General features: G+C 73.8%; 21 protein-coding genes and 1 riboswitch. Of the genes, 19 read left to right on the top strand and 2 right to left on the bottom strand.

Going from position 1 to position 25084, the window contains the following annotated elements; genetic code table 11:
- Positions 1-45: 45 nt before the first annotated feature.
- From ACILRH_RS10315 to ACILRH_RS10290, 6 genes are all read left to right on the top strand, one after another.
- The gene (locus tag ACILRH_RS10315) at positions 46-4908 is read left to right on the top strand and encodes an NAD-glutamate dehydrogenase (protein WP_395692994.1); all 4863 of its coding nucleotides are present in this window, start codon (positions 46-48) and stop codon (positions 4906-4908) included.
- 65 nt (positions 4909-4973) lie between these two features.
- Entirely contained in the window at positions 4974-5504 is a 531-nt protein-coding gene (locus ACILRH_RS10310; protein WP_395692992.1) for a SigE family RNA polymerase sigma factor, read from the top strand.
- Positions 5501-6547 (top strand): hypothetical protein, encoded by a 1047-nt coding sequence (locus ACILRH_RS10305; RefSeq protein WP_395692991.1) that lies wholly within the window; start codon positions 5501-5503, stop codon positions 6545-6547. Before ACILRH_RS10310 ends, ACILRH_RS10305 begins: the two co-directional genes overlap by 4 nt.
- 21 nt (positions 6548-6568) lie before the next feature.
- Positions 6569-7966: an amidase gene (locus ACILRH_RS10300; protein WP_395692989.1), complete on the top strand. Its 1398-nt coding sequence runs from the start codon at positions 6569-6571 to the stop codon at positions 7964-7966.
- Positions 7939-8754: an SDR family NAD(P)-dependent oxidoreductase gene (locus ACILRH_RS10295; RefSeq protein WP_395692988.1), complete on the top strand. Its 816-nt coding sequence runs from the start codon at positions 7939-7941 to the stop codon at positions 8752-8754. The genes ACILRH_RS10300 and ACILRH_RS10295 overlap by 28 nt, the downstream gene beginning before the upstream one ends.
- Positions 8755-9007: 253 nt before the next feature.
- A complete protein-coding gene (locus ACILRH_RS10290; RefSeq protein WP_407077014.1) occupies positions 9008-10084 on the top strand; it encodes an IS30 family transposase in 1077 nt (358 codons plus the stop codon).
- Positions 10085-10194: 110 nt separating this feature from the next.
- Here ACILRH_RS10290 and ACILRH_RS10285 read toward each other — a convergent pair whose 3' ends face one another.
- On the bottom strand, positions 10195-11133 hold the full coding sequence (locus ACILRH_RS10285) for a Ku protein (RefSeq protein ID WP_395692986.1): 939 nt from the start codon (positions 11131-11133) through the stop codon (positions 10195-10197).
- Between the two features lie 94 nt (positions 11134-11227).
- Between ACILRH_RS10285 and ligD (ACILRH_RS10280) the strand changes: the two genes are divergently transcribed.
- From ligD (ACILRH_RS10280) to ACILRH_RS10230, 11 genes are all read left to right on the top strand, one after another.
- Positions 11228-12151, top strand: a complete 924-nt coding sequence (gene ligD / locus ACILRH_RS10280) for a non-homologous end-joining DNA ligase (protein WP_395692985.1) — start codon at positions 11228-11230, stop codon at positions 12149-12151.
- Positions 12148-13050: a non-homologous end-joining DNA ligase gene (gene ligD, locus ACILRH_RS10275; RefSeq protein ID WP_395692983.1), complete on the top strand. Its 903-nt coding sequence runs from the start codon at positions 12148-12150 to the stop codon at positions 13048-13050. The genes ligD (ACILRH_RS10280) and ligD (ACILRH_RS10275) overlap by 4 nt, the downstream gene beginning before the upstream one ends.
- Positions 13051-13176: 126 nt before the next feature.
- Positions 13177-13716, top strand: coding sequence for a hypothetical protein (locus tag ACILRH_RS10270; RefSeq protein WP_395692982.1), 540 nt, complete (start codon positions 13177-13179; stop codon positions 13714-13716).
- Positions 13717-13891: 175 nt separating this feature from the next.
- Complete coding sequence (locus tag ACILRH_RS10265) at positions 13892-14470, top strand: hypothetical protein (protein ID WP_395692980.1); 579 nt, start codon at positions 13892-13894, stop codon at positions 14468-14470.
- A 44-nt stretch (positions 14471-14514) separates the two neighbouring features.
- A complete protein-coding gene (locus tag ACILRH_RS10260) occupies positions 14515-15204 on the top strand; it encodes a response regulator transcription factor (protein ID WP_395692979.1) in 690 nt (229 codons plus the stop codon).
- Positions 15197-16411 (top strand): sensor histidine kinase, encoded by a 1215-nt coding sequence (locus ACILRH_RS10255; protein WP_395692978.1) that lies wholly within the window; start codon positions 15197-15199, stop codon positions 16409-16411. The genes ACILRH_RS10260 and ACILRH_RS10255 overlap by 8 nt, the downstream gene beginning before the upstream one ends.
- Positions 16412-16618: 207 nt before the next feature.
- Complete coding sequence (locus ACILRH_RS10250) at positions 16619-17425, top strand: HAD-IIA family hydrolase (RefSeq protein WP_395692976.1); 807 nt, start codon at positions 16619-16621, stop codon at positions 17423-17425.
- Between the two features lie 4 nt (positions 17426-17429).
- Positions 17430-20171 carry a hypothetical protein gene (locus ACILRH_RS10245; protein ID WP_395692975.1) on the top strand — a complete coding sequence of 914 codons (2742 nt, stop codon included), beginning with the start codon at positions 17430-17432 and terminating at the stop codon, positions 20169-20171.
- Positions 20158-20991, top strand: coding sequence for an ABC transporter ATP-binding protein (locus ACILRH_RS10240; protein ID WP_395692973.1), 834 nt, complete (start codon positions 20158-20160; stop codon positions 20989-20991). The genes ACILRH_RS10245 and ACILRH_RS10240 overlap by 14 nt, the downstream gene beginning before the upstream one ends.
- Positions 20988-21626, top strand: coding sequence for an ABC transporter ATP-binding protein (locus tag ACILRH_RS10235; protein ID WP_395692972.1), 639 nt, complete (start codon positions 20988-20990; stop codon positions 21624-21626). The genes ACILRH_RS10240 and ACILRH_RS10235 overlap by 4 nt, the downstream gene beginning before the upstream one ends.
- Positions 21627-21793: 167 nt before the next feature.
- Positions 21794-21947, top strand: a riboswitch (cyclic di-AMP (ydaO/yuaA leader).
- Positions 21948-21967: 20 nt separating this feature from the next.
- A complete protein-coding gene (locus ACILRH_RS10230) occupies positions 21968-22513 on the top strand; it encodes a C40 family peptidase (protein WP_395692971.1) in 546 nt (181 codons plus the stop codon).
- A 37-nt stretch (positions 22514-22550) separates the two neighbouring features.
- Here the strand turns inward: ACILRH_RS10230 and ACILRH_RS10225 are convergent, their stop codons facing one another.
- Entirely contained in the window at positions 22551-23117 is a 567-nt protein-coding gene (locus ACILRH_RS10225) for a hypothetical protein (RefSeq protein ID WP_395692970.1), read from the bottom strand.
- Between the two features lie 122 nt (positions 23118-23239).
- On the opposite strand from ACILRH_RS10225, the gene ACILRH_RS10220 reads away from it, so the two are divergent.
- Together ACILRH_RS10220 and ACILRH_RS10215 are read left to right on the top strand one after the other, a co-directional pair.
- The gene (locus tag ACILRH_RS10220; protein WP_395692968.1) at positions 23240-23647 is read left to right on the top strand and encodes a hypothetical protein; all 408 of its coding nucleotides are present in this window, start codon (positions 23240-23242) and stop codon (positions 23645-23647) included.
- A 1-nt stretch (position 23648) separates the two neighbouring features.
- Positions 23649-24992, top strand: coding sequence for a hypothetical protein (locus ACILRH_RS10215; RefSeq protein ID WP_395692966.1), 1344 nt, complete (start codon positions 23649-23651; stop codon positions 24990-24992).
- Positions 24993-25084: the final 92 nt, after the last annotated feature.

The raw sequence follows: 25084 nt of genomic DNA, 5'->3' as shown, positions 1-25084 counted from the left end.
AGCCCGACTGGTGAGTAGGTGGGGCGGCGGCCTAGTGTCGGAGGCGTGTCAACGTCGACGCGTGAGCAGGACCTGTCCGCACTCCTCTCCGGTGCCATCGAGCTGGCCCGCTCACGGAAGGCGACGGCGGGTCCCCCGCGGGACGCCGTGGGCACCCTGATCGGGGCCTACTACCGGCACGTGGCCGTCGAGGACCTGGCCGGCCGCAGCGCCATGGACCTCTACGGTGCGTTCGCGTCGCACCACCAGCTGGCCGCCGAGCGGCCCCAGGGCACCGCCCGGGTCCGGGTGTTCACGCCGACGACCGCTGAGCACGGCTGGTCGGCTGACGGACACTCGGTCGTGGAGGTCGTCGTCGACGACATGCCCTTCCTCGTCGACTCGCTCACGATGGAGCTCTCCCGGCGGCTGCACGACGTCCACCTCGTGGTGCACCCGCTGCTCGACGTCACCCGCGACATCACCGGCGCGCTCGAGGAGGTCCGCCCGGTCACCGACCCCGGCGAGCCCGACCGGGGCGCCGGGCTGCTCCGCGAGTCGTGGATGCACGTCGAGATCGACCGGCTGGCCGAGGACGAGGACGTCGCCGACCTCGAGGCCGGCATCCTGCAGGTGCTGCGCGACGTGCGCGAGGCGGTCGAGGACTGGCCCAAGATGCACGTCCAGATCGCCGACATCGTCCACGAGCTCACCACGGAGCCGCCGGCCGGGGTCGACCCCGACGAGGTGCACCGCGCGCGCGACCTGCTGCAGTGGCTCGCCGAGGAGCACTTCACCTTCCTCGGCTACCGCGAGTACGACCTGGTGCGACGCGACGGCGCCGAGTGCCTGAACGCCGTCCCGGGCACCGGCCTCGGGATCCTGCGCGCCGACCCCGACCTCTCGCACGGTGGCCGCCTGCCCGAGCCGGCCGCCTCGAAGGCGCGGGAGAAGACCATCCTGGTGCTGACCAAGGCCAACTCGCGGTCGACCGTCCACCGTCCGGCGTACCTCGACTACGTCGGCGTGAAGAAGTTCGAGAACGGCGAGGTGGTCGGTGAGCGACGGTTCCTCGGCCTCTACTCCAGCGCCGCCTACACCGAGTCGCTGACCCGCATCCCCCTGCTGCGCGAGCGCGCGGAGTCGGTGCTCAAGCGGATCGGCTTCGCGCCGGACAGCCACGACGGCAAGGCCCTGATGGACACGCTGGAGACCTATCCGCGTGACGAGCTCTTCCACACCACCGTCGACGAGCTCGCCCCGATGGCCGAGCAGGCCATGCACGCGCGCGAGCGCCGCCAGCTGCGGCTCTTCATCCGCCGCGACACCTACGGACGCTACGTCTCGGTCCTGGTCTACCTGCCCCGCGACCGCTACAACACCGCGGTGCGCGAGCGGTTCTCGCAGATCCTCAAGGAGCAGCTCGGCGGCGACACCGTCGAGTTCACCGTGCGGCTGACCGAGTCCACCACGGCCCGGGTGCACTTCGTGGTGCACCCGCCCAAGGGTGCGCCGATCCTCGAGGTCGACACCGCCGACCTCGAGCGGCGGATGGCCGATGCGTCCCGGTCCTGGCGCGACGACTTCACCAGCGCGGTGATCGCCGAGCACGGCGAGCAGGCGGGCGCGCGGCTCGCCCGGCGCTACGGCGCCTCATTCCCCGAGGCCTACAAGGAGGACTTCGCGCCCCCGATCGGCGCGGTCGACCTCGGCCGCCTCGAGGCGCTCCTGGACGGCGAGCGTGGCGGCATCGACCTCGCTCTCTACCAGGACCTCGACGCCGGGCGCGGCGAGGCGCGCCTGAAGGTCTACCGGGTCGGGGCGCCGCTCTCGCTCTCCGAGGTGCTTCCGATGCTGTCGTCGATGGGCGTCGAGGTCGTCGACGAGCGGCCCTACGGGCTCGACGGCCTCGAGCAGCCCGAGTACATCTACGAGTTCGGGCTGCGCTACGGCCGCGCCCTGCCCCACGACTCCGGCGAGCTCTTCTCGGACGCCGTGCGCTCGATCTGGGACGGGCACAACGAGATCGACGGCTTCAACGCGCTGGTGCTCGGCGCGGGGCTGACCTGGCGGCAGGCGACGGTGCTGCGCGCGTACGCGAAGTACATGCGCCAGGGCAACGCGCCGTTCGCGCTGGACTACATCCAGGACGCGCTGCGCAACAACATCGACATCACCCGGCTGCTCGTGCTGCTCTTCGAGATCCGGTTCGACCCGAAGGCCGACCGGGACCGCGAGGCGAAGATCGAGGAGCGCATCGGCCGGGCGCTCGACGACGTGGCGAGCCTCGACCACGACCGGATCCTGCGGTCCTACCTGGCGCACATCAAGTCGACGCTGCGGACCAACTACTTCCAGCCCGCGGCGGACGGCAGCACCCGGTCGTACATGTCGTTCAAGCTCGACCCCTCCGGCATCCCGGACCTGCCCGAGCCGCGGCCGAAGTACGAGATCTTCGTCTACTCCCCGCGCGTGGAGGGCGTGCACCTGCGCTTCGGCGCCGTCGCCCGGGGTGGCCTGCGCTGGTCGGACCGGCGCGACGACTTCCGCACCGAGGTCCTCGGGCTGGTCAAGGCACAGATGGTGAAGAACACCGTCATCGTGCCGGTGGGCGCGAAGGGGGGCTTCTTCTGCAAGCAGCTGCCCGACTCCTCCGACCGCGACGCGTGGCTCGCCGAGGGTGTCGCCTGCTACCGCACCTTCATCTCCGGGCTGCTCGACATCACCGACAACCTCCTGGACGGCGAGACGGTGCCGCCGCGCGACGTGGTGCGCCACGACGGCGACGACACCTACCTGGTCGTCGCGGCCGACAAGGGCACCGCGACCTTCTCCGACATCGCCAACGAGGTGGCCAAGTCCTACGGGTTCTGGCTCGGCGACGCGTTCGCCAGCGGTGGGTCGGTCGGCTACGACCACAAGGCGATGGGCATCACCGCCCGCGGCGCCTGGGTGTCGGTGCAGCGGCACTTCCGCGAGCGCGGCATCGACTGCCAGACCGAGGACTTCACCTGCGTCGGGATCGGCGACATGTCCGGCGACGTCTTCGGCAACGGCCTGCTCTGCTCCGAGCACACGCGCCTGGTGGCGGCGTTCGACCACCGCGACATCTTCTTGGACCCCGACCCCGACCCCGCGACGTCGTACGCCGAGCGCAGGCGGCTCTTCGAGCTGCCCCGCTCCAGCTGGCAGGACTACGACCACGCGCTGATCTCCGAGGGCGGCGGGGTCTACCCGCGCTCGAAGAAGAAGATCGCCCTCAACGACGCGGTGCGCCGCTCGCTCGGCATCGACCCCGGCGTGGAGTCGATGACGCCGGCCGAGCTGATGCGCGCCATCCTCCTCGCGCCGGTCGACCTGCTGTGGAACGGCGGCATCGGCACCTACGTGAAGGCGTCCACCGAGACCCACGCGGACGCCGGGGACAAGGCGAACGACGCCATCCGAGTCGACGGGCGCGACCTGCGGGTGCACGCGGTCGGCGAGGGCGGCAACCTCGGGCTCACCCAGCTCGGCCGGGTCGAGTACGCGCTACACGGCCGGGAGGGCAAGGGCGGCCGGATCAACACCGACTTCATCGACAACTCCGCCGGCGTCGACACCTCCGACCACGAGGTGAACCTGAAGATCCTGCTCGACCGGGTGGTCAAGGACGGTGACCTCACCGAGAAGCAGCGCAACCACCTCCTCGCCGACATGACCGACGAGGTCGCGGAGCTGGTGCTGCGCGACAACTACGAGCAGAACCTGGCGCTCGCGAACGCCGTCGCCCACTCCTCGTCGCTGCTGCACGTCCACGAGGACTGGATCCGCACGCTGGAGAACGACGGCGTGCTCGACCGCGAGCTGGAGGGCCTGCCGAGCCGCAAGGAGGTGCGCCGCCGCCTCGACAACGGCGAGGGGCTGAGCGCACCCGAGCTCGCGGTGCTGATGTCCTGGACCAAGATCGTGCTGGCCGAGGAGCTGCTGGACTCGGAGGTGGCCGACGACCACTACTTCGACCAGGACCTGCGCTCCTACTTCCCCCAGCAGGTCCGCGAGGGCTTCGAGCGTCCGGTGCACGAGCACCCGTTGCGCCGCGAGATCATCGTGACCCAGGTCGTCAACGACCTCGTGAACGGGGCGGGGGCGACGTTCGTGCCGCGGCTGTCGGGGGAGACCGGTGCCACGGCCGCCGAGCTCGCCCGCGCCAACTTCGTGGCTCGCGAGATCTTCGGCTCGCTGCCGCTGCGCACGGAGCTGATGTCCTGGGACAACAAGCTGCGTGCTCCCGTGCAGACCCGGATGCGGCTGGAGATGCGCACCCTGGTCGAGCGGGCGTCGCGGTGGCTGGTCAACAACCGCCGGCCACCGTTGGACAGCCAGGGGACCGTCGACCTCTTCGCCGGCCCGGTGCAGCAGGTGATGGCCGAGCTGCCGGACCTGATGACCGGCCGCGAGCTGGCGGCGTACGGCTCCCGGCGCGACCGCCTCGTCGAGGACGGCGTGCCCGAGGACCTCGCGTCGCGGGTCGCGGTGCTGCCGCCGGCCTACGTGCTGCTCAACGTCGTCGAGATCGCGCTGCGCGAGGACCTGGACCCGGCCGACGTCGCGCGGGTCCACTTCGCCCTCGGTGAGCGGCTCGGGCTCACCGCGCTGGTGCAGCGGATCCTGGCCCTGCCGCGGGCGGACCGGTGGCAGACGATGGCGCGCGCCGCGCTGCGCGACGACCTGCACGCGGTGCACGCGCAGCTCACCGCCCAGGTGCTCGAGGCGAGCGCGGCCGGCCAGCCGGCGCCCCGACGGATCGCGGAGTGGGAGGACGAGAACGCGATCGTCGTCCCGCGCGCGGCCGACACGCTCAGCGAGATCTGCGCGGACGACCACGCCGACCTGGCGCGGCTCTCCGTCGGGCTGCGGGTGGTGCGCGGGCTGCTCTCCACCGGGTGAGCGGTGCGTCCGAGGAAGTTCCGCGAGCGGACAACCCCCGGGTGCCTCGGCGGCATCTAGGAGACGTGGACGCACCCCCAGAGACCTCGCCCGGCGGGCCCGGCGAATTCGACGAGTTCTTCCGGGCCACGTGGCCGCGGCTCTACCGCACGGCGTACGCCGTCGCCGGGGACGCCGCGGCCGCGGAGGACGCCCTGCAGGCGGCGTACGCCCGCGTGTACGCGTCCTGGCGCCGGGTGGCCGCCGCCGACCACCCCGAGGCGTACGTCCGTCGCATGGTGGTCAACCAGATCATCGGGGACCGCCGGCGCGGGTGGTTCCGCCGGGAGCGGCCGGTGGCCGAGCCCGATGCCGGGGCCCGGGTGGAGTCGCCGGAGGTCGCCGTGGCCGACCGTCAGGTCGTGTGGGCGGCGGTGCAGGCGCTGCCGGTGCGTCAGCGCGCGGTCATCGTGCTGCGCTACTACGAGGACCTCTCCGAGCGCGACATCGCCGCGGTCCTCGGCTGCTCGCCCGGGACGGTGAAGTCCCAGGCCTCCGCAGCGCTCGCCAACCTCCGCCGCAGCGCGGTGGTGCTACCGAACGGGGATCTCGCATGACGACGACGATGCTGCGCGACGTGCTTCACGACGAGCTCGACACCCTGCCGGTCCCGGCCGGCGACCTGGCCGGAGTACGCCGGCGGGGCCGGCGGATCCGCGGCGCCCGCTGGGCGGCGGCGGGTGCGGCCACGGTGCTCGTGGTCGGGTCCGTGGTGGCCGTGAGCCGCCTCGGTGGTGGCGGCGGGGACGACCGCGGGATCGAGCCGGTCGGTCCGCTCGACTACAGCCACGGGCTGCGCGCCTACGCCGACTTCGCGATCGAGGTCGACCTCGGGGGACGCACCTTCCCCTGGAAGGACTTCGAGGCCCTCGACACGGACGCGGCGGCCACCCCGGCTGGGATCGTCTACTACGACCACGGCGTCCCCCTGATGCTCGACTCGTCGGGCACGTCGCGCGAGCTCGAGCCCGGCGCCGAGGAGGGGAAGTTCTCGCCGACGGCGAAGGCGGACTCCGTGCAGCCCTGGGTCGCCTTCGGCGCGCTGCTGGACGGGACGCCGACGGTGGTGGTGACCGACACCGACACCGGCGAGGAGGTAGCGCGCCGCGTGGTCGGCAAGGACACGGTGATCGACGCGCTCGACGACGGCGTCGTGATGCTCCGCACCGACGCGGGCACGGTCGCGTGGGACGTCACCGACGGGTCGGTCGCCCAGGTGGGTGGTGGGCCGGACACGCGCGTCGCCGACCTGCGCGGCGGCACCCTGCTCTACGACGGCACGCGACCGGACGGACCGGCGGCGGCGCCGTACGACCTGGTGAAGGGCGCCATCGACGCCCAGCTCACCCTCGACGGCCGGCACGTCCTCTACTGGTCCCCGATCCTGAAGTCGGCGACCGGGGGCGACCCGATCCGGCTCGGCCTGCCCCGCAAGGCCGGCTGGTTCACCGTCGACACCGACGGGTCGATCCTCGCGGCCGCGTCGACGCGTCAGGGCGCGACGATCTACGACTGCCCGGTGTCGGGGGCGCCGTGCGACGAGCTGGGCGACATCAAGGCCCTCCACGGGGATCCGATGTTCATCGGCAACGACATGTGACCCGTCGGTAGGGTGCCGGGCATGAGTGATCTCGCCCGGGCCGGTGTGGCCGAGACCGCGCGCCTGGTCGCGACCGGCGAGATCTCGGCGCGTGGAGTCGTCGAGCAGGCGCTCGCCCGCATCGAGCAGCGCGACCGGCCGCTCAACGCCCTGTCCCGGCTCCTGGTCGACGAGGCGATCGCCGAGGCCGAGGCCCGCGACGAGGCGCTGGCCGCGGGCGAGTCGGCCGGACCGCTGCACGGCGTGCCGATCGTGATCAAGGAGGAGATCGACGTCGCGGGCAGCGTGACGACGTTCGGCGGCGAGGCGAACTCGACCCCGGCCGCGGAGGGCGCCGAGGTGGTCCGCCGGCTGCGTGCGGCGGGAGCGGTCGTGGTGGGCAAGACGACGATGCCCGAGTTCGGGGCCTTCCCCTTCACCGAGTCCGCCTCGCGCGGGATCACCCGGAACCCCTGGGACCGCAGCCGCACCCCCGGCGGCTCCAGCGGTGGTACGGCGGTCGCCGTCTCCGCTGGGATGGTGCCCGTGGGCATGGGTGGTGACGGCGGGGGATCGATCCGGATCCCCAGCGCCAGCTGCGGGCTCTTCGGGCTCAAGCCGCAGCGCGGCCGGGTCACGACCGCCCCGCACCCCCACCTGTGGTGGGCGCTCGGTACCGCCGGGCCGCTGACCCGAGGCGTGCTCGACAGCGCCCTGGTCTACGACGTGGTCCGCGGCAACGTCCCCGGTGACCTCTACACCGCCGGGGGCGACGAGCCGTTCGTCGACGCGGTCGGCCGCGACCCCGGCCGGCTGCGCATCGGCTGGACGACCAGGCCGGTGTCGGTCGGCGTCCGTCCCGACCCGCTCCACGTCGAGGTGGTGCGCGACACCGCTGCCCTGCTCGCGGAGCTCGGTCACGACGTGCGCGAGGTCGACCCGCGCTACCCCGACCCGACCGCCGCGTTCGTGCCTCAGTTCTTCGGCGGCATCCGCGCCGAGGCGGCGCTCGTCGAGCACCCCGACCGGCTCGAGCGGCGTACCCGGCAGACCTGCCGCCTCGGCTCCTGGGTGACGCCGAAGGTGGTCGAATGGGCACTCGGCGAGTCGGAGAAGGTGTCGCTGAAGGCCAACCGGGTCTTCGACGAGGTCGACGTGCTGCTCACCCCCACGACCGCCCACCGGCCCGCGCGGGTCGGCCGCCTGGACGGCGTCGGCACGGTGACCGCCGCGCTGCGGTCGATGCCGTCGATCGCCTACGCCGCGCTCTGGAACGTCGCCGGCAACCCCGCTGCCTCCGTCCCGTGCGGGACCGGGCGCGACGGCCTCCCGCTCGCGGTCCAGCTGGTCGGCCGCACCGACGACGAGGCGACCCTGTTCTCCGTCGCCGCCCAGCTCGAGCAGGCCCGGCCGTGGCCGCTCCTCGCCGGCGACGCCTGAGCCTGGAGGGGCGCACCGTCCTGGTCACGGGCGCCTCCTCCGGCATCGGCGAGGCGACCGCACGGGCGGTCGCGGGGCGCGGCGCCACGGTGCTGCTCGTGGCGCGACGTGCCGACGAGCTGGAGCGGGTGCGGTCCGAGGTCGTGGCCGCCGGTGGCCACGCGGCGGCGTACCCGTGCGACCTCACGGACCTCGACGCGATCGACGCCCTCGTCACGCAGGTGCTCGCCGAGCACGGCGCCGTCGACGTGCTCGTGAACAACGCCGGGCGGTCGATCCGGCGGTCGCTGGCGCTCAGCTACGACCGGTTCCACGACGTCGAGCGGTCGATGGCGATCAACTTCTTCGCACCCGTGCGCCTGACCCTCGGGCTGCTGCCCGCGATGCGGGCGCAGCGGCTGGGCCACGTGGTCAACGTGGTGACCTGGGGAGTGCAGATGAAGGCGCCCAAGTTCAGCGCCTACATCGCCTCCAAGACCGCGCTCGACGCGTGGAGCCGCGTCGCCGCCCGGGAGACCTGGGCCGACGACGTCACCTTCACCAACATGCGGTTCTCGCTGGTCCGGACCGCGATGTCGGCGCCGACCGAGGCGTACGCCGGCCGCGGCGCCACCCCCGAGGCCGCGGCCGAGCGCGTGGTCCGCGCCATCGAGCGCCGCCCGCCGCACGTCAACACCGTCGCCGGCACGGTCGGTGAGCTGCTCAACCTGCTGGCCCCGCGGTTCGCCGACTGGCTCTTCCACCGCTTCGACCGGATGTTCCCCGACTCGAAGGCCGCCGGCGGCTGAGGGTTCCGCCGGCGGTCGAGGCGGTCGCTGGGCGGCCTCGGTGGTCGAGGAAGGCGCTCCTTGAGCTCAGGCGGGAGTGCAACGCCTTGATCTGATCGAGGTGTTCTTGATGGGTCGTCCTCCTTGGCCGCGTGAGAAGCAGAGGGAGTTCTGGAAGCAGATCGCTGCCGGGTTGTCGACCGAGAACGCGGCGCTTGCTGTCGGCGTGTCACGACCTGTGGGCTACCGGTGGTTCGCAGCATCGGGAGGCGTGATGCCCCCTCGAACGGACCGCGAGCAGCTATCGTCCTCGAAGACCGGGCACGGTCGTCGGTTGACTCAGGCCGACCGCGAGGAGATCGCTCACCTCAAGCGCCTGGGTAAATCGATGACCGTGATCGCCACGGCGATCGGTTTCGACAAGTCGACGATCAGCCGCGAGCTGGCACGCAACACCACCGGTGGCCAGTACCGGGCCACCACCGCCCAGGCAGAGTCCGACAAGCGGACCCGTGCCGCGCAGGCCAAGCCCGCGAAGCTGGCGGTGAACAGCCGCCTGCGCGCTGAGGTAGAAAGGCGGCTGGAGCTGAAGCAGAGTCCCGAGCAGATCGCGAACCGGTTGCCGCTGGACTTCCCCGACGACCCGGAGATGCGCGTGTCCCACGAGACGATCTACACCTCCCTCTACGTCCAGGGCCGCGGGGCGCTGCGCAAGGACCTGGCCGGGCATCTGCGCACCGGGCGCGCGGTCCGCAAGCCGCGCGCGCAGGCCCGGACACGTGGCGATGGCAGGACCCACCCGTTGCGCAACGTGGTCTCGATCAGCGAGCGGCCTCCCTGCGTGGAGGATCGTGCCGTGCCCGGTCACTGGGAGGGCGACCTGATCATGGGTGCCGGCAATGCCTCGGCGATCGGGACCCTCGTCGAACGCGCCACCGGGTTCTTGTGTCTGCTCCACCTACCCGGCGACCACACCGCCCCCACGGTCGCCGCGGCGATGTGCGAGCAGATGGCCAAGCTGCCCGAGACACTGCGCCTGACCCTGACCTGGGACCGTGGCAGCGAGATGACCAACCACGCCCAGATCGCCTCCGCGACCGGCCTGGACATCTACTTCGCCGACCCCGGCTCACCCTGGCAGCGGGGCTCCAACGAGAACACCAACGGCCTCCTGCGCCAGTACTTCCCCAAGAGCACGGACCTGTCCTTCTGGGGGCCGGGCTACCTCGAGCAAGTCGCCATCGAGATGAACAACCGCCCCCGCAAACGCCTCGGATGGCGCACCCCCGCCGAAGCCCTCGACCAGCTACTGTCCGAACACGACAAGCCCGGCGCTGCACTCACCGGTTGAATCCACCCTCTGCGCCTGTCTCGATACCCCGCACCAGGGCGGCTGCCCTCCACCTGCCTGGGCGCCGTGGAGGCCGCGTGCCTCCCGGCCGAGCAGGCGCGCGACAGGAGTCAGCTGGCCTTGCGGGCCGCGGTCTTCTTGGTCCCCGTCTTCTTCGCGGCCGCCTTCTTGGTCGCGGACTTCTTCGCCGGGGCCTTCGTAGCGCCCTTCTTCGACGCTGACTTCGACGCGGCCTTCTTCGCCGGCTTCTCCTCGTCGGCAGCGGACGAGGACTCGCCGCGGGCCGACTTGGCGGCGTCGACCGAGCGCTGGAGGGCGGCGAGCAGGTCGACGACCTCGCCCGAGGACTTGGTGGAGGTGGGCGTGCGCTTGACCTCGCCACCCTCGACCTTCGCCTTCACCAACGCCTCGACGGCCTCGGCGTAGTCGTCCTCGAACTCCGAGGCGTCGAAGTCGCCCGCGAGGGTCTCGACGAGCATGGTGGCCATCTTCACCTCGGCCGGCTTCACCTCGCCGGTCTCGACGGAGAAGTCGGGGGTGCGGATCTCGTCGGGCCACATCATCGTCTGCAGCACGATCACGTCGTCGCGCACGCGCAGCACCGCCACCGTGGTGCGCTGGCGCAGCGCGACCGTGACCACCGCCATCCGGTCGGCGTCGAGCAGCGCCTGGCGCAGGAGCGCGTACGGCTTGGCGCCGGACTTCTCGGGCTCGAGGTAGTAGGACTTCTCGAACAGCATCGGGTCGATCTGCTCGGACGGCACGAACTTCTCGACCGCGATCTCGCGCGACGACGTCGACGGCAGCTCGGCCATGTCGTCGTCGGTGAGGATGACCATCTCGCCGTCCTCGGTCTCGTAGCCCTTGGCGATGTCGGCGTACGCGACCTCCTCGCCGTCGAGCGAGCAGATCCGCTGGTACTTGATCCGGCCGCCGTCCTTGGCGTGCACCTGCCGGAAGGAGACGTCGTGCGACTCGGTCGCCGCGTACAGCTTCACGGGCACGCTGACCAGGCCGAACGACACGGCGCCCTTCCAGATCGCACGCATGCGGGCCTCCTCCAGGTGTGTGGGTGCCCAGTGTGACTCATGTGGCGGCACCGAGTCATCGGTCGGGAGTCATCGGTCGGGCAGGATGGCCCGCATGCGCCCGATGCTCGCCACCCCCGGCCACAGCGTCCCGCCGGGGGAGGAGTGGGTGCACGAGGTGAAGTGGGACGGTGTCCGCGCGCTCACCGAGGTGCGCGACGGCGTGCTGCGGATGACCAGCCGCAACGAGAACCTCATCACCGTCGCGTGGCCCGAGCTCGCCACCAGCCCGTACGCCGACCGCGACCTGCTCGTGGACGGCGAGATCATCGCCCTCAACGACCGCGGCGTCCCCGACTTCCGCACGCTCCAGGAGCGGATGCACGTCCGCCGCGCGGCGACCGCGGAGCGGCTCGCGACGAAGGTCCCGGCCGTCTACATGGTCTTCGACCTGCTCCGGCTCGACGGCCGCGACCTCGCCGGGGAGCCGCTGGCCGCGCGGCGCGCCGCGCTGGAGGCGCTCGGCCTGGACGGGACCTGGCAGGTCCCCGCGCAGTACGACGACGGCCCGATGCTCCACGAGGCGACCCGGCAGCAGGGCCTGGAGGGCGTGGTCAGCAAGCGCCGCACGTCGACCTACCGCTTCGGCGAGCGGTCGCCGTACTGGCTCAAGCTGCCGCACCGGCACCGGCTCTCCTACGTGGTCGGCGGGTGGCGGCCGCAGGAGGGCACCTCTGACCGGCTCGCGGCCCTCCTCGTGGGGGAGCCGACCGCCGCGGGCCTGCTCTACCGTGGCCGGGTGGGCAGCGGCATCGGGGCGCGGCAGAGCACGGCGCTCACGGCACTGGTGGCCGGGCTCGAGCGCACCACCAGCCCGTTCGCCGACGAGGTGCCGACCGTGGACGCGCGCGGCACCCGGTGGCTCGAGCCGGTCCTCGTCGTCGACGTGGACACCCACGGGGTCGGCTACGACCGGCTGCGGCAGCCGTCCTTCCAGGGGGTCCGCTCCGACCTCGTGCCCGAGGACCTGCTGCGGTGAGCCCGGCGAAGGAGGAGGTGCGGGTCGACGTCGACGGCCGCACGCTCACGATCAGCAACCTGCACAAGGTGATGTACCCGCGCACCGGCACCACCAAGGGCGAGGTGCTCAACTACTACGCGCAGGTCGCGCCGGTGCTGCTGCCCCACCTGGCCGGCCGCTGCGTGACGCGGATCCGGTGGCCGCACGGCGTCCAGGAGGGCAGCTTCTTCGAGAAGAACGTGCCCCAGGGCACGCCGTCGTGGGTCCACACCGCGAAGGTCCCGACGACGGGCAGCCGTGCCCAGTCCGGCAGCGACACCCTCGTCTTCCCGGTCGTCGACGACCTCGCGACGCTCACCTGGCTGGTCAACCTCGCCGCCCTCGAGCTGCACGTCCACCAGTGGACCGTGGACGGCCGGGGCCGGGTGCGCGGCGCCGACCGGGTCGTGATCGACCTCGACCCCGGGGAGCCGGCCGGTCTCCACGAGTGCTGCCAGGTGGCGCTGCGGGTGCGGGACAAGCTGGCCGAGCGCGGGCTCGAGGCGCGCCCCGTCACCAGCGGCAGCAAGGGCCTGCACCTCTACGCGACCCTGCCCCGGCGGCTTCCCCCGGACGAGTCGACCGCCCTGGCCAAGGAGGTCGCCGAGGAGCTGCAGGGCGAGCATCCCCAGCTGGTGACCGCCACCATGACCAAGACCCGGCGCACGGGCAAGGTCTTCCTCGACTGGTCGCAGAACGCCGGCTCGAAGACCACCATCTCGCCGTACTCCCTGCGCGGTCGGGAGGTGCCCACCGTGGCCGCTCCCGTCTCCTGGGCGGAGGTCGAGCAGGGCGCCGAGGACGTCGAGGGCCTGCGCCAGCTGCGCCTGGAGGAGGTCCTCGACCGGGTGGCCGAGCGGGGCGACCTGTTCGCCTGAACGGCTGCGGGACCCGCCCGGGAGCTGTTACCGAACGGTGGAGATCTCTTGGAGATCGCGTGGATCTGACGTGCACCCGTCGCGCCTAGGGTTGGGAGGCGTACCAGAGGACTGGGGGGCCGTCCGATGACAGCGATACCGATCAACGCCGCGAACGCGGCGAGCACCGCCCGGAAGTTCCTGATCCCGGTCGGGAGCATCGTCGCGGCCGGACTCGTGGCCAGCATGATGGGGGTGCCGTGGACCAGTGCCAGCGAGGCGTCCGACGGCGTCAAGCTCGTCGCCGACGCGCACCAGGGCGCGACCCTCACCATCTCCCAGCTGCAGCCCGGCGACTCGGTGTCGCGCAGCGTCACCATCCGCAACTCCGGTGCCCAGCCGTCGCGGCTCTCCTTCCAGGAGACCGGTGGCCCGGCCCCGTTCGCGGACGGCGAGCTGCACCTGCAGATCGCCCAGGACGGGCGCACCCTCTACGACGGCAACTTCGCCGCGATGAGCGACCTGGCCCAGGACGTCGGCGTGCTCGACCCGGGGGCGTCGAGCACCTTCGTCTTCAAGGTCTCGCTCCCCGACGACGCTCCGTATGCCAACCAGGGGGCGCCGGCGACGGCGTCCTACACCTGGACCAACTCAGACCTCGGCACGTCCGACTCGTGGAGCGGCTAGGCGAACGCCTCGCCACGACATGAGGAGGACGGCCGTCCGTGCGACCGGGGGAAGCCCGGACGGGCCACCTCGGAGCCGGTGACACGGACCGGCTCGTCCGGCGCAGCGGGGGGCCGCGCCGGACGAGCGGTCCAGTCGGCTCGACACCCCCCCCGGACCAGTTCTCGGAGACCCCATGGAGATCGCGACCTCCCCGCAGCACCCGGCGTCGACGCCGTGGTGGCGGTTGGTCGCGCTCGTCGTCGTCCTCGCCCCGGTCAGCGCGCTGGTGCTCCTGCCGGTGGGCCTGGGCCTGCAGCGGTACGTCGCGAGCGGCGACGCCATGGACGGCGATCGTCCCGGTGGCATCCCGCGCGGCGCGGTCGTCCTCGAGCGGGAGGTGCCGGCCGACGACCTGCGGCCCGGTGACGTGATCTCCTTCCATCCGCCCTCGTCGTCCGGCGTGGACCGGATGGTCACCCGCCGGGTGGTGTCGATCGGCCCCGGCGGCATCGTCACGCGCGGCGACGCCCTGCCGGCGGCCGACCCGTGGCGGCTGCGACCGGGCGGGGACCCGGTCCCCCGGGTCGTGATGGTCGTGCCGTGGGTCGGCTACGCCTACCTGGTGGTCTCCGACCCGCTGGTGTGGCTGGTCGTCCTCGGGTCCGCGGCCGCGGTCGGGCTGCTCGCGACGCGGACCGGCCGGCGGGCCCGGGACGCGCCGGCTCCGCGGGCCGGGCCGGTCACCGCCCTGGGTCGCGGGACACAACCGTGAGCACTCCGCACGAGCGTGGCCCCGAGGGCCCTATGCTCGCTTCCATGGCGCACAAGGTTCTGGTCGTGGAGGACGAGGAGGACATCGCGTTCCCCCTGGTCCGCACGCTGGAGCGTGAGGGGTACGACGTGTCCTGGGTGGACAGCGGGCAGAAGGCCCTCGACACCCTGGCGTCGGCCCCGGAGGTGGTGATCCTCGACCTCGGGCTGCCCGACATCGACGGCCTCGAGGTGTGCCGTCGAGCCCGGGAGGCGGGGTTCGAGGGGGCGATCATGATCGTCACGGCCCGGGCGGGCGAGCTCGACCGGGTGGTCGGGCTCGACTACGGGGCCGACGACTACCTGGCCAAGCCGTTCGGCCTGGCCGAGCTGCAGGCGCGGGTGCGCGCCCTGCTGCGCCGTACCTCCTCGACCACCGGCGGGGCGGACGCCCAGCCGGACGGTCTGCGGATCGACGTGGACGCCCGGCGCGTCTACGCCGGCACCGAGGAGGTCCCGTTGACCGGCAAGGAGTTCGAGGTCTTGAACATCCTCGCCGCCAACCGGGACAAGGTGGTCTCTCGGGGTCGGCTGATGGCCGACGTGTGGGACGAGAACTGGTACGGCTCGACCAAGACGCTGGACGTCACGATCGGTCGGTTGCGCCAGAAGCTGGAGAGCGTAGGCGTGACTGATCGCGTCGTGGCCGTCCGAGGCGTGGGTTTCCGCCTCGAGGGCGGCCACCCCGATGCGTGAACGCCTGACCATCGCCTTCGTCCTGCTGACGGTCACCCTCCTGCTCGGGGCCGGGGTGGTCCGCTCGTTGGTGCTGCGCGACCTGATCCGCGAGCAGGAGTCGGCGCACCTGCACCAGGAGGTCGTGCTGGTCGCCGCGATGGCCGACGACCGTCTCGCCTCGGGGGTGGCGGTCAACGACGAGTTCCTGCGCTCGGTCGTCGGCCAGCAGGCGCGCATCGAGTACGACCCGCCGCACGGGGAGTCCGTGGTCGCCCGGGGTGCGGAGTACGCCGGCAGCGGCGACCCGGCCGACGACATGTCCGCCAGCGCCGCCGTCGGGGCCGGCAAGCTGACGATCAGCCAGTCCGACGACGTGATCGCCGACATCATCTCCCGCGACCTGGTGCCGCTCCTCGCGCTGTTCGTCCTGGTCGCGCTCGTCGCGGGCGTGGTCGGGTTCGTCATCGCCTCGGCGCTGTCGGCGCCGTTCCAGCGGCTCGCGGTCGCGGCCGGCAACCTCGGTCGCGGCCGGTTCGACCTCGAGCTGCCGCGGACCCGGATCCCCGAGGCGCGGGCGATCTCCACCGCGCTGCGCACCAGCGCCCACCAGCTCGAGGAGCGCCTGCAGCGCGAGCGCGACTTCGCCGAGCACGCGTCGCACGTCCTCAAGACGCCCCTGACCGGCCTGCGCCTGGAGCTGGAGGACCTCACGCTGCGCGACGACGTGCCGCCCGACGTGAAGGAGGCCGCGACCCGCAGCCTCGCCGCCGTCGACGAGGTGAGCACGGTCGCGGGCGAGCTGGTCGAGATCTCCCGCCAGGGCGCCCTGGTCGCCGGCTCGGAGCTCCCTCTCGCCGACCTGGCCACCCAGATCGCCCAGCGGTGGGCGGACCGGCTGGCCGGCCACGGCCGCACCTTCACCGCCGCCGCGGAGGGTGACATCACCATCACCTACACGCCCGGGCCCGTGGAGCACGTCACCGACCTGCTGCTCGCCGACGTCGTGCGGCGCGGCTCCGGCGCCGTCCGCCTGGTCTTCCAGGGCGAGGAGGGTGGCCAGCTGCGGATCCGCCTCACCGCCGCAGGGCGGTCGAAGCCCCGGCGCGACGACGGTGAGCCGCAGGACCGGATCGCCCAGGCCCGCTCGGTCGTCGAGGCGCTCGGCGGGCGGGTCACCGGCGACCACCCCGCCGACGGCGTCGACGTACTGCTGCCGCGGCGGTAGGTGGCAGGGTGGATGAATCCCCGGCTGACCGGGGATTCATCCGGGGTTGTCAGGCTCTTCACGACGTTGTCAGGGGTTGCAACCCCTGACAACGTCAGGTTTCCCCGGCTGACCGGGGATTCATCCACCTCCCACGCCGGACCTACATGCCCGATCCGGCGCACCGACGCGGCGCACCGCCGCCCCGCAGGGCTCTAGGGTCGACCCATGACGTCACGCCCCGTCGAGACCTGGCTGACCGACATGGACGGCGTCCTCGTCCACGAGGAGGTGCCGATCCCCGGCGCCCAGGAGTTCATCGAGGCGCTCAAGGCCTCCGACCGGCGCTTCCTGGTGCTCACGAACAACTCGATCTTCACCCCGCGCGACCTGCGGGCGCGGCTGCTGGGCAGCGGCATCGACGTGCCCGAGGAGGCGATCTGGACCTCGGCGCTCGCGACCGCCCAGTTCCTCGCCGAACAGCGACCGCACGGGACGGCGTACGTCGTGGGCGAGGCCGGCCTGACGACCGCGCTGCACGACATCGGCTACGTGATGACCGACCGGGACCCCGACTACGTGGTGCTGGGGGAGACCCGGACCTACTCGTTCGAGGCGATCACCCGCGCGATCCGGCTGGTCGCCGCCGGCGCGCGGTTCATCGCCACCAACCCCGACCCGAGCGGGCCGAGCCAGCACGGGATGCTGCCGGCCACCGGCTCGGTGGCGGCGCTGATCAGCACGGCGACCGGGCGCACGCCGTACTTCATCGGCAAGCCGAACCCGCTGATGATGCGCAGCGCACTGAACCGGCTGGAGGCCCACTCCGAGACGACCGTGATGATCGGCGACCGGATGGACACCGACATCATCAGCGGCCTCGAGGCGGGGCTGCGGACCGTCCTGGTCACCACCGGGTCGACCCGGCCCGAGCAGGTCGAGACCTTCCCCTACCGGCCGACGCGCGTCGTGGACTCCATCGCGGACCTGGTCGCCGAGATCGAGGGTGGAAGCGCTCCCACCGCCGTACCCTGACCCGATGACCCGGTCGGCCCTCCCCCCGCTGTGGCGGGCCGCGCCGACCCGGTTGACGCGCAGCCCCGGATGGCTGCTGCTGGTGCTGGCGGCAGCGACCCTGTTCGTCGGGTCGGTGGTCGCGCCGCCGCTGTTCGTGGCCACCGCCCGGGCGACCGCGCTCGCCGACGGGCTGGCGGCCACGGCCGGGACCCCCTACGGCCAGGACTCCGGTGACCTGCGGGTCACCTGGGACGCCACGTTGGCGGACACCGCCGAGGAGGGGGTCCTCGCCCGGCTCGCCGGACTGCCGTCGTACGGCGACCCGGTGCTCACCGGCGCCGGCACGGCCCAGAGCGTGTCCAAGCGCGCGGTCGCCGTCGCGAACGGCCGCGAGTCGCGGGCGGTGCTGTGGACCCACGACGGCGCCGTGGCGGCCCTCGGTGGGGACCCGGCCTCCGACGGCGTGTGGCTCTCGGCGGACGCCGCGCGGGACCTCGGGATCGGGGTCGGCGACCGGTTCCGCCTCGGCCTGATCGACTCGTTCTTCCACGACGAGCACACGATGGCTCCGGTCGTGCTGGCCGGCACCTACGACACCGCCGCGGGCACCACGCTGCCCGCGGCGCTGGCGGGGCTGCCCGATGCCGACCGCTGGTTCCTGCCGATCGACCCGCAGAGCCCCGGGACGCCCGCCCCCATGGCGATCGTCGGCAAGCAGACCTTCGACCGGCTCGCCCGGCGGGTGGCGGCGGAGCCCTTCTACGTCGCCGACCTGCGGCTGGATCCGGACGTGACGCCGGCCGCCGCCCACCGGGCCGTCGACGCGGTCGAGAGCCTCTCCGACGACGCGTACGACGGCAGCAGCGACCTGCGCGCCCAGCTGATGACCAGCCGGCCGGAGGCCGCCGAGCTGAGCGTCGCGACCGGCCTGCCGGTCGTCGTCGAGGCGGCCGACGCCACGGCGACCTCGGCCCGCGACCAGGTGCGCCCCTACGCCGTCGGGGGCGAGGTGCTCGCCGCCGTGCTGCTGGTGGCGGCCTGGGTGCTGCTCGGGCTGAGTCGCCGGCGTGAGCAGCTGCTCGCGACCGGCGTGGGACTGCGCCCCCTGGAGCGGGCTGGGCTCGCGGCGGCGGAGGCGCTGCCGGCGTGCCTGCTGGCGGTGCCCGCTGGGCTGGCGCTGGCGCACCTGGGCGTGGCGGTCGCCGGCCCCGGCGCCGTGCCGAGCGGTCCGCTCGCGTCCGACCAGGTGCAGCGGGCCGGATGGGCCGCCGTCGTGGCCCTGGCCCTGCTCACCCTCACCGCGGGGCTGGCCGCGCTCACCGCCGACCGTCTCGACCGGGTCTCCCGGCTGGGCCGCGGAGGGGCCGCGATCCCCTGGGGGAGCGCGGTGCTGGTCGCCACCGTGGTGGTGGCGGTCGCCGTCGTGACCGTCGACGTCGGTCGGCGCAGCAGCACGCCGCTCACCACCGTGTTCCCGTTCCTCGTGGCCGCGAGCGTGGCGGTGCTGGTGCTGCGTGGGCTCGCCTGGCTGCGCTCGCGAGGACGGTCCCGGGCGCGACCGGGGTCCCCGCGTTGGCTCGCCGGCCGTCGCTCGGGACCGGTCGTGCGCGAGGTCGGTGCGCTGGCCGGTGTGGTCGCGGTGGCGCTGGGGCTGTTCGCCTACACCCTCGCGGTGCAGCGCGGCATCGAGGAGGGTGTCGCCGACAAGACCGCCGCCCTGTCCGGTGCCACCACCACGATCGAGCTCACCGACGAGCTGCGCGGCCACGGCACCGCACGCGCGGTGGACCCACCGGTCGCGAACAGCACCGCCGTGTGGTCGAGGGGGGCCTCTCTCCCGCCGGTCTTCGGGGAGATCCCCGTGCTCGCCGTCGACCCCGCCTCCTTCGCCGCGGTCGCCGACTGGGGCGGCTCCGGCGAGCTCGACCGCGGGCGCGACCTGCTGCCCCGCCTGGCCCGGCCCGCGAAGGGCCTGCCGGTCATCATCGCCGGGGACACCGACCTCGAGGCGGGGGACCAGGCCCTGCTCGACTTCACCTCCCAGGCCGAGGTGCCGATCTACGTGCTCGGCGTCGTCGACGCCTTCCCCGGGTCGGCGAGCGGTGCCGGCTCGACGACGGTGGTGGCCGACAGCGCCCGTCTGTTCCGCCTGCTGGGCCGCACGCCGCCGGCCATCGACCCCCGGCTGCGGCACGCCACGAGCGAGGACGTGGGGGCGTTCACCTCGACGCTGTGGAGCACCCGGTCGGTGGCCGACCTGCGCCACGAGATGGCGCGGGCCCGGCTCGGGACCGACGGCGCCGTGACCACCGCCGGCCAGGCCCGGGTCAGCCAGGGCCTCGTGGCCGCCACCTGGGCGGGTGGCTACGTGCTGGCGCTCGGCACGGTGACCCTCGCGCTCGCCCTCGCCGCCGGCCTCGTCCTCGCGCTGCGGCTGTCGGACCGGGACGCGGTCTCGGACGTCCTGCTGCAACGGATGGGCTACCGTCCCGGCGACCTCGCCCGCGCCCGGGCCTGGGAGGTGGGGTACGCCGTGGGCGCCGGCGTGCTCGCCGCCGCGGTCGCCACGACGGTTCTGGTGCTCGGCCCGTCCACGATCGACGCCGTCGCCGGCGTACCGCCACTCACCCGGCCGCGCGCCGCGGTGACGGACGCCGTCGCCCTCGTGGCCGTCCTCGTGGCGCTGGTGATGGTCGCCTGGCTCCTCGGCACGGTGCTGGCCCGGCGCCGGCAGGCTGCGGAGGTGCTGCGTGCGGGGGACTGAGGTGCAGCCGAGCGTCGCGTGCGAGGACCTGGTGAAGGTCTTCCGCTCCGCGACCGGGGAGACGCACGCGCTGCGCGGGATCGGGCTGGAGCTGCGACCGGGCGTGCTGACGGTGGTCGCGGGGCCCTCCGGCAGCGGCAAGAGCAGCCTGCTGACGCTGCTCTGCGCGCGCGACCGGCCCAGCGCCGGTCGGCTCACGGTCCTCGGCAGCGACGTGGGCACGGCAGCCACCCGCGAGCTGCGGCGGCTGCGGCGGCGCCGGATCGGGGTGGTCCCGCAGCGGGCCTCGAGCGCCGTCTTCCCGCAGCTGCGGGCGCTCGACCAGCTCCGGCAGGTGGCCGCCTGGCGCGGCGCCGGCCGCGACCAGCCGGACGCCGCGCTCGCCACCGTGGGGCTGGCCGACCGCGCCGAGCACCGGCCCGAGACGCTCTCGGGCGGCGAGCAGCAGCGGCTCGCCGTGGCGATGGCGCTGGTCGGTCAGCCCGACCTCGTGGTCGCCGACGAGCCGACCGCCGAGCTGGACCACGCGCACGCCGACCGCGTGATGGACGCCCTCCTGGCGGCGGCCGCCGCGGGCGCCACGGTCGTGGTGAGCAGCCACGACGACCGGGTCACGCACCGCGCGGGCCGGCTGCTGCGGCTGCGCCACGGCGTCGTCTCCAGCGAGACCGCCGGCCGCGGCAGCACCGCCGCGGTGATCGATGCCACCGGTCGGGTGCAGCTGCCGCCGGACCTGCTGGGGCTGTTCCCGGACCGGCTCGTCGTGGTCGAGGCCGACGGCGACGAGGTCCGCCTGCGGCGGCCCGAGGACGCGCCGTGACCGGCCTGGAGGTCCGCGGCGTGAGCCACGGGTACGGCGCCGGCGCCGGCCGGGTCGAGGTCCTGCACGGCGTGAGCCTGGCCGTCGGGCCCGGTGAGCTGGTCGCGCTGGCCGGGCCGTCGGGCTCCGGCAAGTCGACGGTGTGTCACCTGGCGGCGGGCCTCGAGGTGCCCGAGCAGGGGGCGGTCACCGTCGACGGGCGCCCGGTGGCCGCGGTGGCGGACTGGGCGCTGGTCGCCGTCGTGCCCCAGCAGCACGGGCTCCTCGCCGGGCTCAGCGTCGAGGACAACGTCTGCCTGCCCGCCCACCGGGCCGGCGTCGACCCGGCGCCCGCGTTCGGCCGCCTGGCCGAGGAGCTGGACCTGGCCGGGTTCGCCGGTCGCGGTGTGCGCGAGACATCGCTCGGCGAGCAGCAGCGCACCGCCGTCGCCCGGGCGCTGCTCCTGTCGCCGCGCCTGGCGGTGCTCGACGAGCCGACCGGGCACCAGGACGACGACCACGTCGCCCAGGTCGTCGCCGTCCTGGCCGCGGCGGCCGGGGCCGGGTCCGCGGTCCTGGTCGCGACCCACGACCCCCGGGTCTGGGAGGTCGCCGACCGGGTCGTGCGGCTCGACGAGGGCCGGGTCCTGGTGTGACCTTGCTCAAGCCGGGCGCCTGATCCCCGCGGGGCGTGTGAGCCGGGCCACGGTCGGAGCCGTCGCCCGGTTGGCATTTCCGATAAGTCCATGATTACGGTCGACATTCGGTGCACGACGCACCACCGGCCCGGGCGAACGCCGAGTCCTGCCACCCGGGGCCGCACCCGAGTCCACGGACCACGGCAGGAGCGGGGGAACCACCTTCGCAGCCGCACCGGCACCACCGGACCGCACCCGCGGTCCCGCGGCCGCTCGGGGTGAAGCCACCAGCCAGTGGCCGGGCAGCTTCCGCCCGAACCCGACAGCTCACCTCGCAGGCGTGGGAAGGAACCACCGACATGTCCCGCATGCCCACGATCACCCGCGCCGTCGGCCGCACCGGCGTCCGGCTGCTCGCCAGCGGCGCCCTCGCGGTCGGACTGCTGAGCACCGCCCCGGCCGTCACCGCCCGCGGCGCGACCCCGCACCACCACGCACCCCACCACGCCGGGCACCACCACGCCGGGCACCACGCCGGCCGGGTCGGCAGCGCGATGGCCGTCGCGATGCACCAGAAGGGCGACCCCTACGCGTACGGCGCCTCCGGGCCCGGTGCCTTCGACTGCTCCGGCCTGGTCTACTACGCCTTCCGGCACGCGGGCTTCAGGCACGTGCCGCGCACCTCGTCGGCGCAGGCGCACTTCGCGCACCACATCAGCCGGTCGCACATGAAGCGCGGCGACCTGATGTTCTTCCACGACGGCGGCGGCGTCTACCACGTCGGCATCTACGCCGGGTTCAAGCACGGCCACCGGATGGTGCTGCACGCGCCGTACCCGGGCCAGCGGGTGCACACCGAGCGGGTGTGGACCGACGCCTGGTTCCCCGGCACCCTGCGCCGCTGACCGGTCGCTGACCGGTCGCTGACCGAGTGCCGGCCGGCTAGCGCCAGCGGAACGTCGGGAGGACCTGCTCGACGACCTGCTGGCGCCGGCCGGCCGGGAACCGCGTGTTGAACGAGAAGGTCAGCGTGACGATCCGGTCGTCGCGGATCGCGCCGTACTCCTCGAGGTACTGCTCGTCGTTGACGAGCCCGGCGACGTGGTAGACCGGCACCCCGTCGAGCTCGGCCACCGGCAGCAGCCTCGGCGGCCGGGCGTCGATGCTCGAGGAGATCCGGGTCCGGCCCAACTCCGCGGCGCCCATGGTGGATCCGAACGCCTCGATCTCCGCGAGCTCGACGTACGCGAGCCGGTCCGGGCTGTCGGCGGCGGTGGCGTCGCTCGAGATCGCGCGGCCCCGGGTCCAGCCGGAGGGGGCGGTGACCGTGCTGTGCGGCCGGACCAGGTCGACGCCGGACGCGACACCGGCGCTCGGGGACCCCGACGGCGACACCGACGAGCCCGAGGGGGAGGACGGCGCCGGGGCGGGCGCCGGGTCGGCGCTGCCGCCGCAGCCGGCGAGCAGCGCGAGGGTGCCGAGCACGACGGGGACGACGACGCGACGCATCGGTGGCTCCTGGGTTCCGAGACAGTGACCGCGAATGTAGCCGACCAGGTTTCACCGGCCGCCGGCCCGGGCAGGGGCCCAGACGAAGCCGGCCTTCGCTCGGGGGAAGGAACAGTCAATCCATGTACGCGCTGGACATGCTCGGGGAGCTCAGCCTGCCCGAGGACCTCATCGAGGACGTACGCAGCATGCTGGGTCGCAACGCCGACGACCTGGAGACCAACAACGTCGGTCCGATCGGCGCCGTGTTCGGCGGCTCCGACAGCGGCGCGCAGCTCGGCCATCACAGCAGCGTGGCGCAGCAGCACGTCGCCCGCGCTGTGGTGCAGATGGCCGCCGGGCTGCGTGGCTACCGGGACAACCTCGCCGGGTTCGTCGACGACCTCGGCGACCGTGACCACCAGAGCGCGGCGGAGCTCAGCGGTCTCGCCCAGTCGACGGCCTGCGTCGCGGCGCCGGACTTCGGCACGAACGCGGCGTGCACGCTGCCCACCAGCCAGGCGCCCACCGGCGCGGGCGAGGAGGGCTGACGTGGGTGGACCGCAGCGGGCCCGGCTCGACCGCGCCCTGCAGGGAGCCAGCGACGGCGATCTCGAGCGGCACGCCCAGGAGTGGGACCGGTGCCGGGGCATCCTCCAGCGGATCAGCATGTCGCTGGCCACGGCGTCGCCGCAGGTCAAGGAGCGGATCGGGGGCCGGACGGGACCGGCCGTCGACGCGGCGTTCCACCGCTCCGCCCAGCACATGGGTGACAGGGCCGCCCAGCTGGTCGAGGGAGCCCAGGCACTGCGCGCCGCCGCGGACGTCATCCGCGCCGCCCGCTCCGAGCAGACCGACCTCGCCGCTCACTCGTTGACCGAGCCGCCGCCCTACCGCCGCCCGTCCGGACCGCCGTCCGAGGCGGACCTGCAGGACGAGGCGCGCAGCCGGCAGGCCCACCAGCAGTACCAGGCGGCGTACGCCGACCAGGAGGAGCGCGCGCGGCGCCAGGCGGACGCGATGGACCGGGTCTTCGACCGGTCCGCGGCGACGATGCGCCGGATCCACGGCGAGCCGGACCCTCAGCCCGACCGCGACGGCGCCGGTGGGTCCGGGGGGAGCGTCGGTGGCGGCTCCGGCGGCTCGGGCGGCTCGGGCGGCTCGGGCGGCGGCGTCGGCGGCGCGGGCGGCTCGGTGCCGTCCGGGGGCTCCCACGGGGGCTCGGTCGCCACACCCACGACCCACCCCGGCACCCACGTCGGCGGCACGACCTCCGGCACCACCTCCGGTGGGACCGGCGGCGTCGGCGCACCGCAGGGGGGCGGTGCGGTCGACCCGGCCGGCCTCCCGGCCACCGGCGGGGCCGCCGGTGGCGTCCTCGGCGCGACCGGCGCCTCCGCGCCCGGGGTGAGCGCCGGCACCGGCGTCGGGCTCGCCGGGGCGGCGGCGGGCGGTGCGACCGGCGGGCTGCTCGGCACCGGCCTCGCGGCCGGAGGCGTGCGCGGTGCCTCGGTCGCCCCGGTCACCACCGGATCGGGCACCGCGGCCAGCGGGGTCCGCGGCATCGGCAGCACGGCGCGCACCGGGGTCTCCGGGACGCTGGGGCGGCCCGGCGCCGTGGGCGCGGCCGGCACCGGCGGCTCGGGCACCAGCGCCCGCAGCGGCTCCGCAGCGGCCCGGTCGGGTGCCCGCTCGGGCGCCGGCTCCGCCGCCTCGGCGGGCCGGCGCAGCGGTACGAGGGGCAGCCGGGGCGCGTCCGGTGCCCGGGGCACCGGCGCGGTCGCCTCCGGACGCGGGGGCCGCGGCACCGACGAGAAGCGGCGCCGCTCCGACGGCTTCGACGCCGCCGAGGACTGGCTCGACGACGAGGACGCCGCCCCCGGCGTGCTCGACTGAGCTGTCGATCGGTCGTGGGGAGTGGATGAATCCCCGGTCAGCCGGGGATTCATCCAGGGTTGTCAGGCTCTTCATGACGTTGTCAGGCGTTG

The sequence above is a fragment of the Nocardioides sp. genome (assembly GCF_044226765.1).
Classification (GTDB): Bacteria; Actinomycetota; Actinomycetes; order Propionibacteriales; family Nocardioidaceae; genus Nocardioides.
The sequence above is the reverse complement of the archived record's forward strand: the minus strand, read 5'-3'. Positions and strand labels throughout refer to the sequence as shown.

Excerpts from the sequence above, each read along its gene's own strand:
- ACILRH_RS10305 (WP_395692991.1), top strand. The coding sequence starts at position 5,501 with ATGACGACGACGATGCTGCGCGACGTGCTTCACGACGAGCTCGACACC.
- ACILRH_RS10300 (WP_395692989.1), top strand. The coding sequence starts at position 6,569 with ATGAGTGATCTCGCCCGGGCCGGTGTGGCCGAGACCGCGCGCCTGGTC.
- ACILRH_RS10290 (WP_407077014.1), top strand. The coding sequence starts at position 9,008 with ATGCCCCCTCGAACGGACCGCGAGCAGCTATCGTCCTCGAAGACCGGG.
- ACILRH_RS10285 (WP_395692986.1), bottom strand. The coding sequence starts at position 11,133 with ATGCGTGCGATCTGGAAGGGCGCCGTGTCGTTCGGCCTGGTCAGCGTG.
- ligD (WP_395692985.1), top strand. The coding sequence starts at position 11,228 with ATGCGCCCGATGCTCGCCACCCCCGGCCACAGCGTCCCGCCGGGGGAG.
- ACILRH_RS10270 (WP_395692982.1), top strand. The coding sequence starts at position 13,177 with ATGACAGCGATACCGATCAACGCCGCGAACGCGGCGAGCACCGCCCGG.
- ACILRH_RS10265 (WP_395692980.1), top strand. The coding sequence starts at position 13,892 with ATGGAGATCGCGACCTCCCCGCAGCACCCGGCGTCGACGCCGTGGTGG.
- ACILRH_RS10260 (WP_395692979.1), top strand. The coding sequence starts at position 14,515 with ATGGCGCACAAGGTTCTGGTCGTGGAGGACGAGGAGGACATCGCGTTC.
- ACILRH_RS10255 (WP_395692978.1), top strand. The coding sequence starts at position 15,197 with ATGCGTGAACGCCTGACCATCGCCTTCGTCCTGCTGACGGTCACCCTC.
- ACILRH_RS10250 (WP_395692976.1), top strand. The coding sequence starts at position 16,619 with ATGACGTCACGCCCCGTCGAGACCTGGCTGACCGACATGGACGGCGTC.
- ACILRH_RS10245 (WP_395692975.1), top strand. The coding sequence starts at position 17,430 with ATGACCCGGTCGGCCCTCCCCCCGCTGTGGCGGGCCGCGCCGACCCGG.
- ACILRH_RS10230 (WP_395692971.1), top strand. The coding sequence starts at position 21,968 with ATGTCCCGCATGCCCACGATCACCCGCGCCGTCGGCCGCACCGGCGTC.
- ACILRH_RS10225 (WP_395692970.1), bottom strand. The coding sequence starts at position 23,117 with ATGCGTCGCGTCGTCGTCCCCGTCGTGCTCGGCACCCTCGCGCTGCTC.
- ACILRH_RS10220 (WP_395692968.1), top strand. The coding sequence starts at position 23,240 with ATGTACGCGCTGGACATGCTCGGGGAGCTCAGCCTGCCCGAGGACCTC.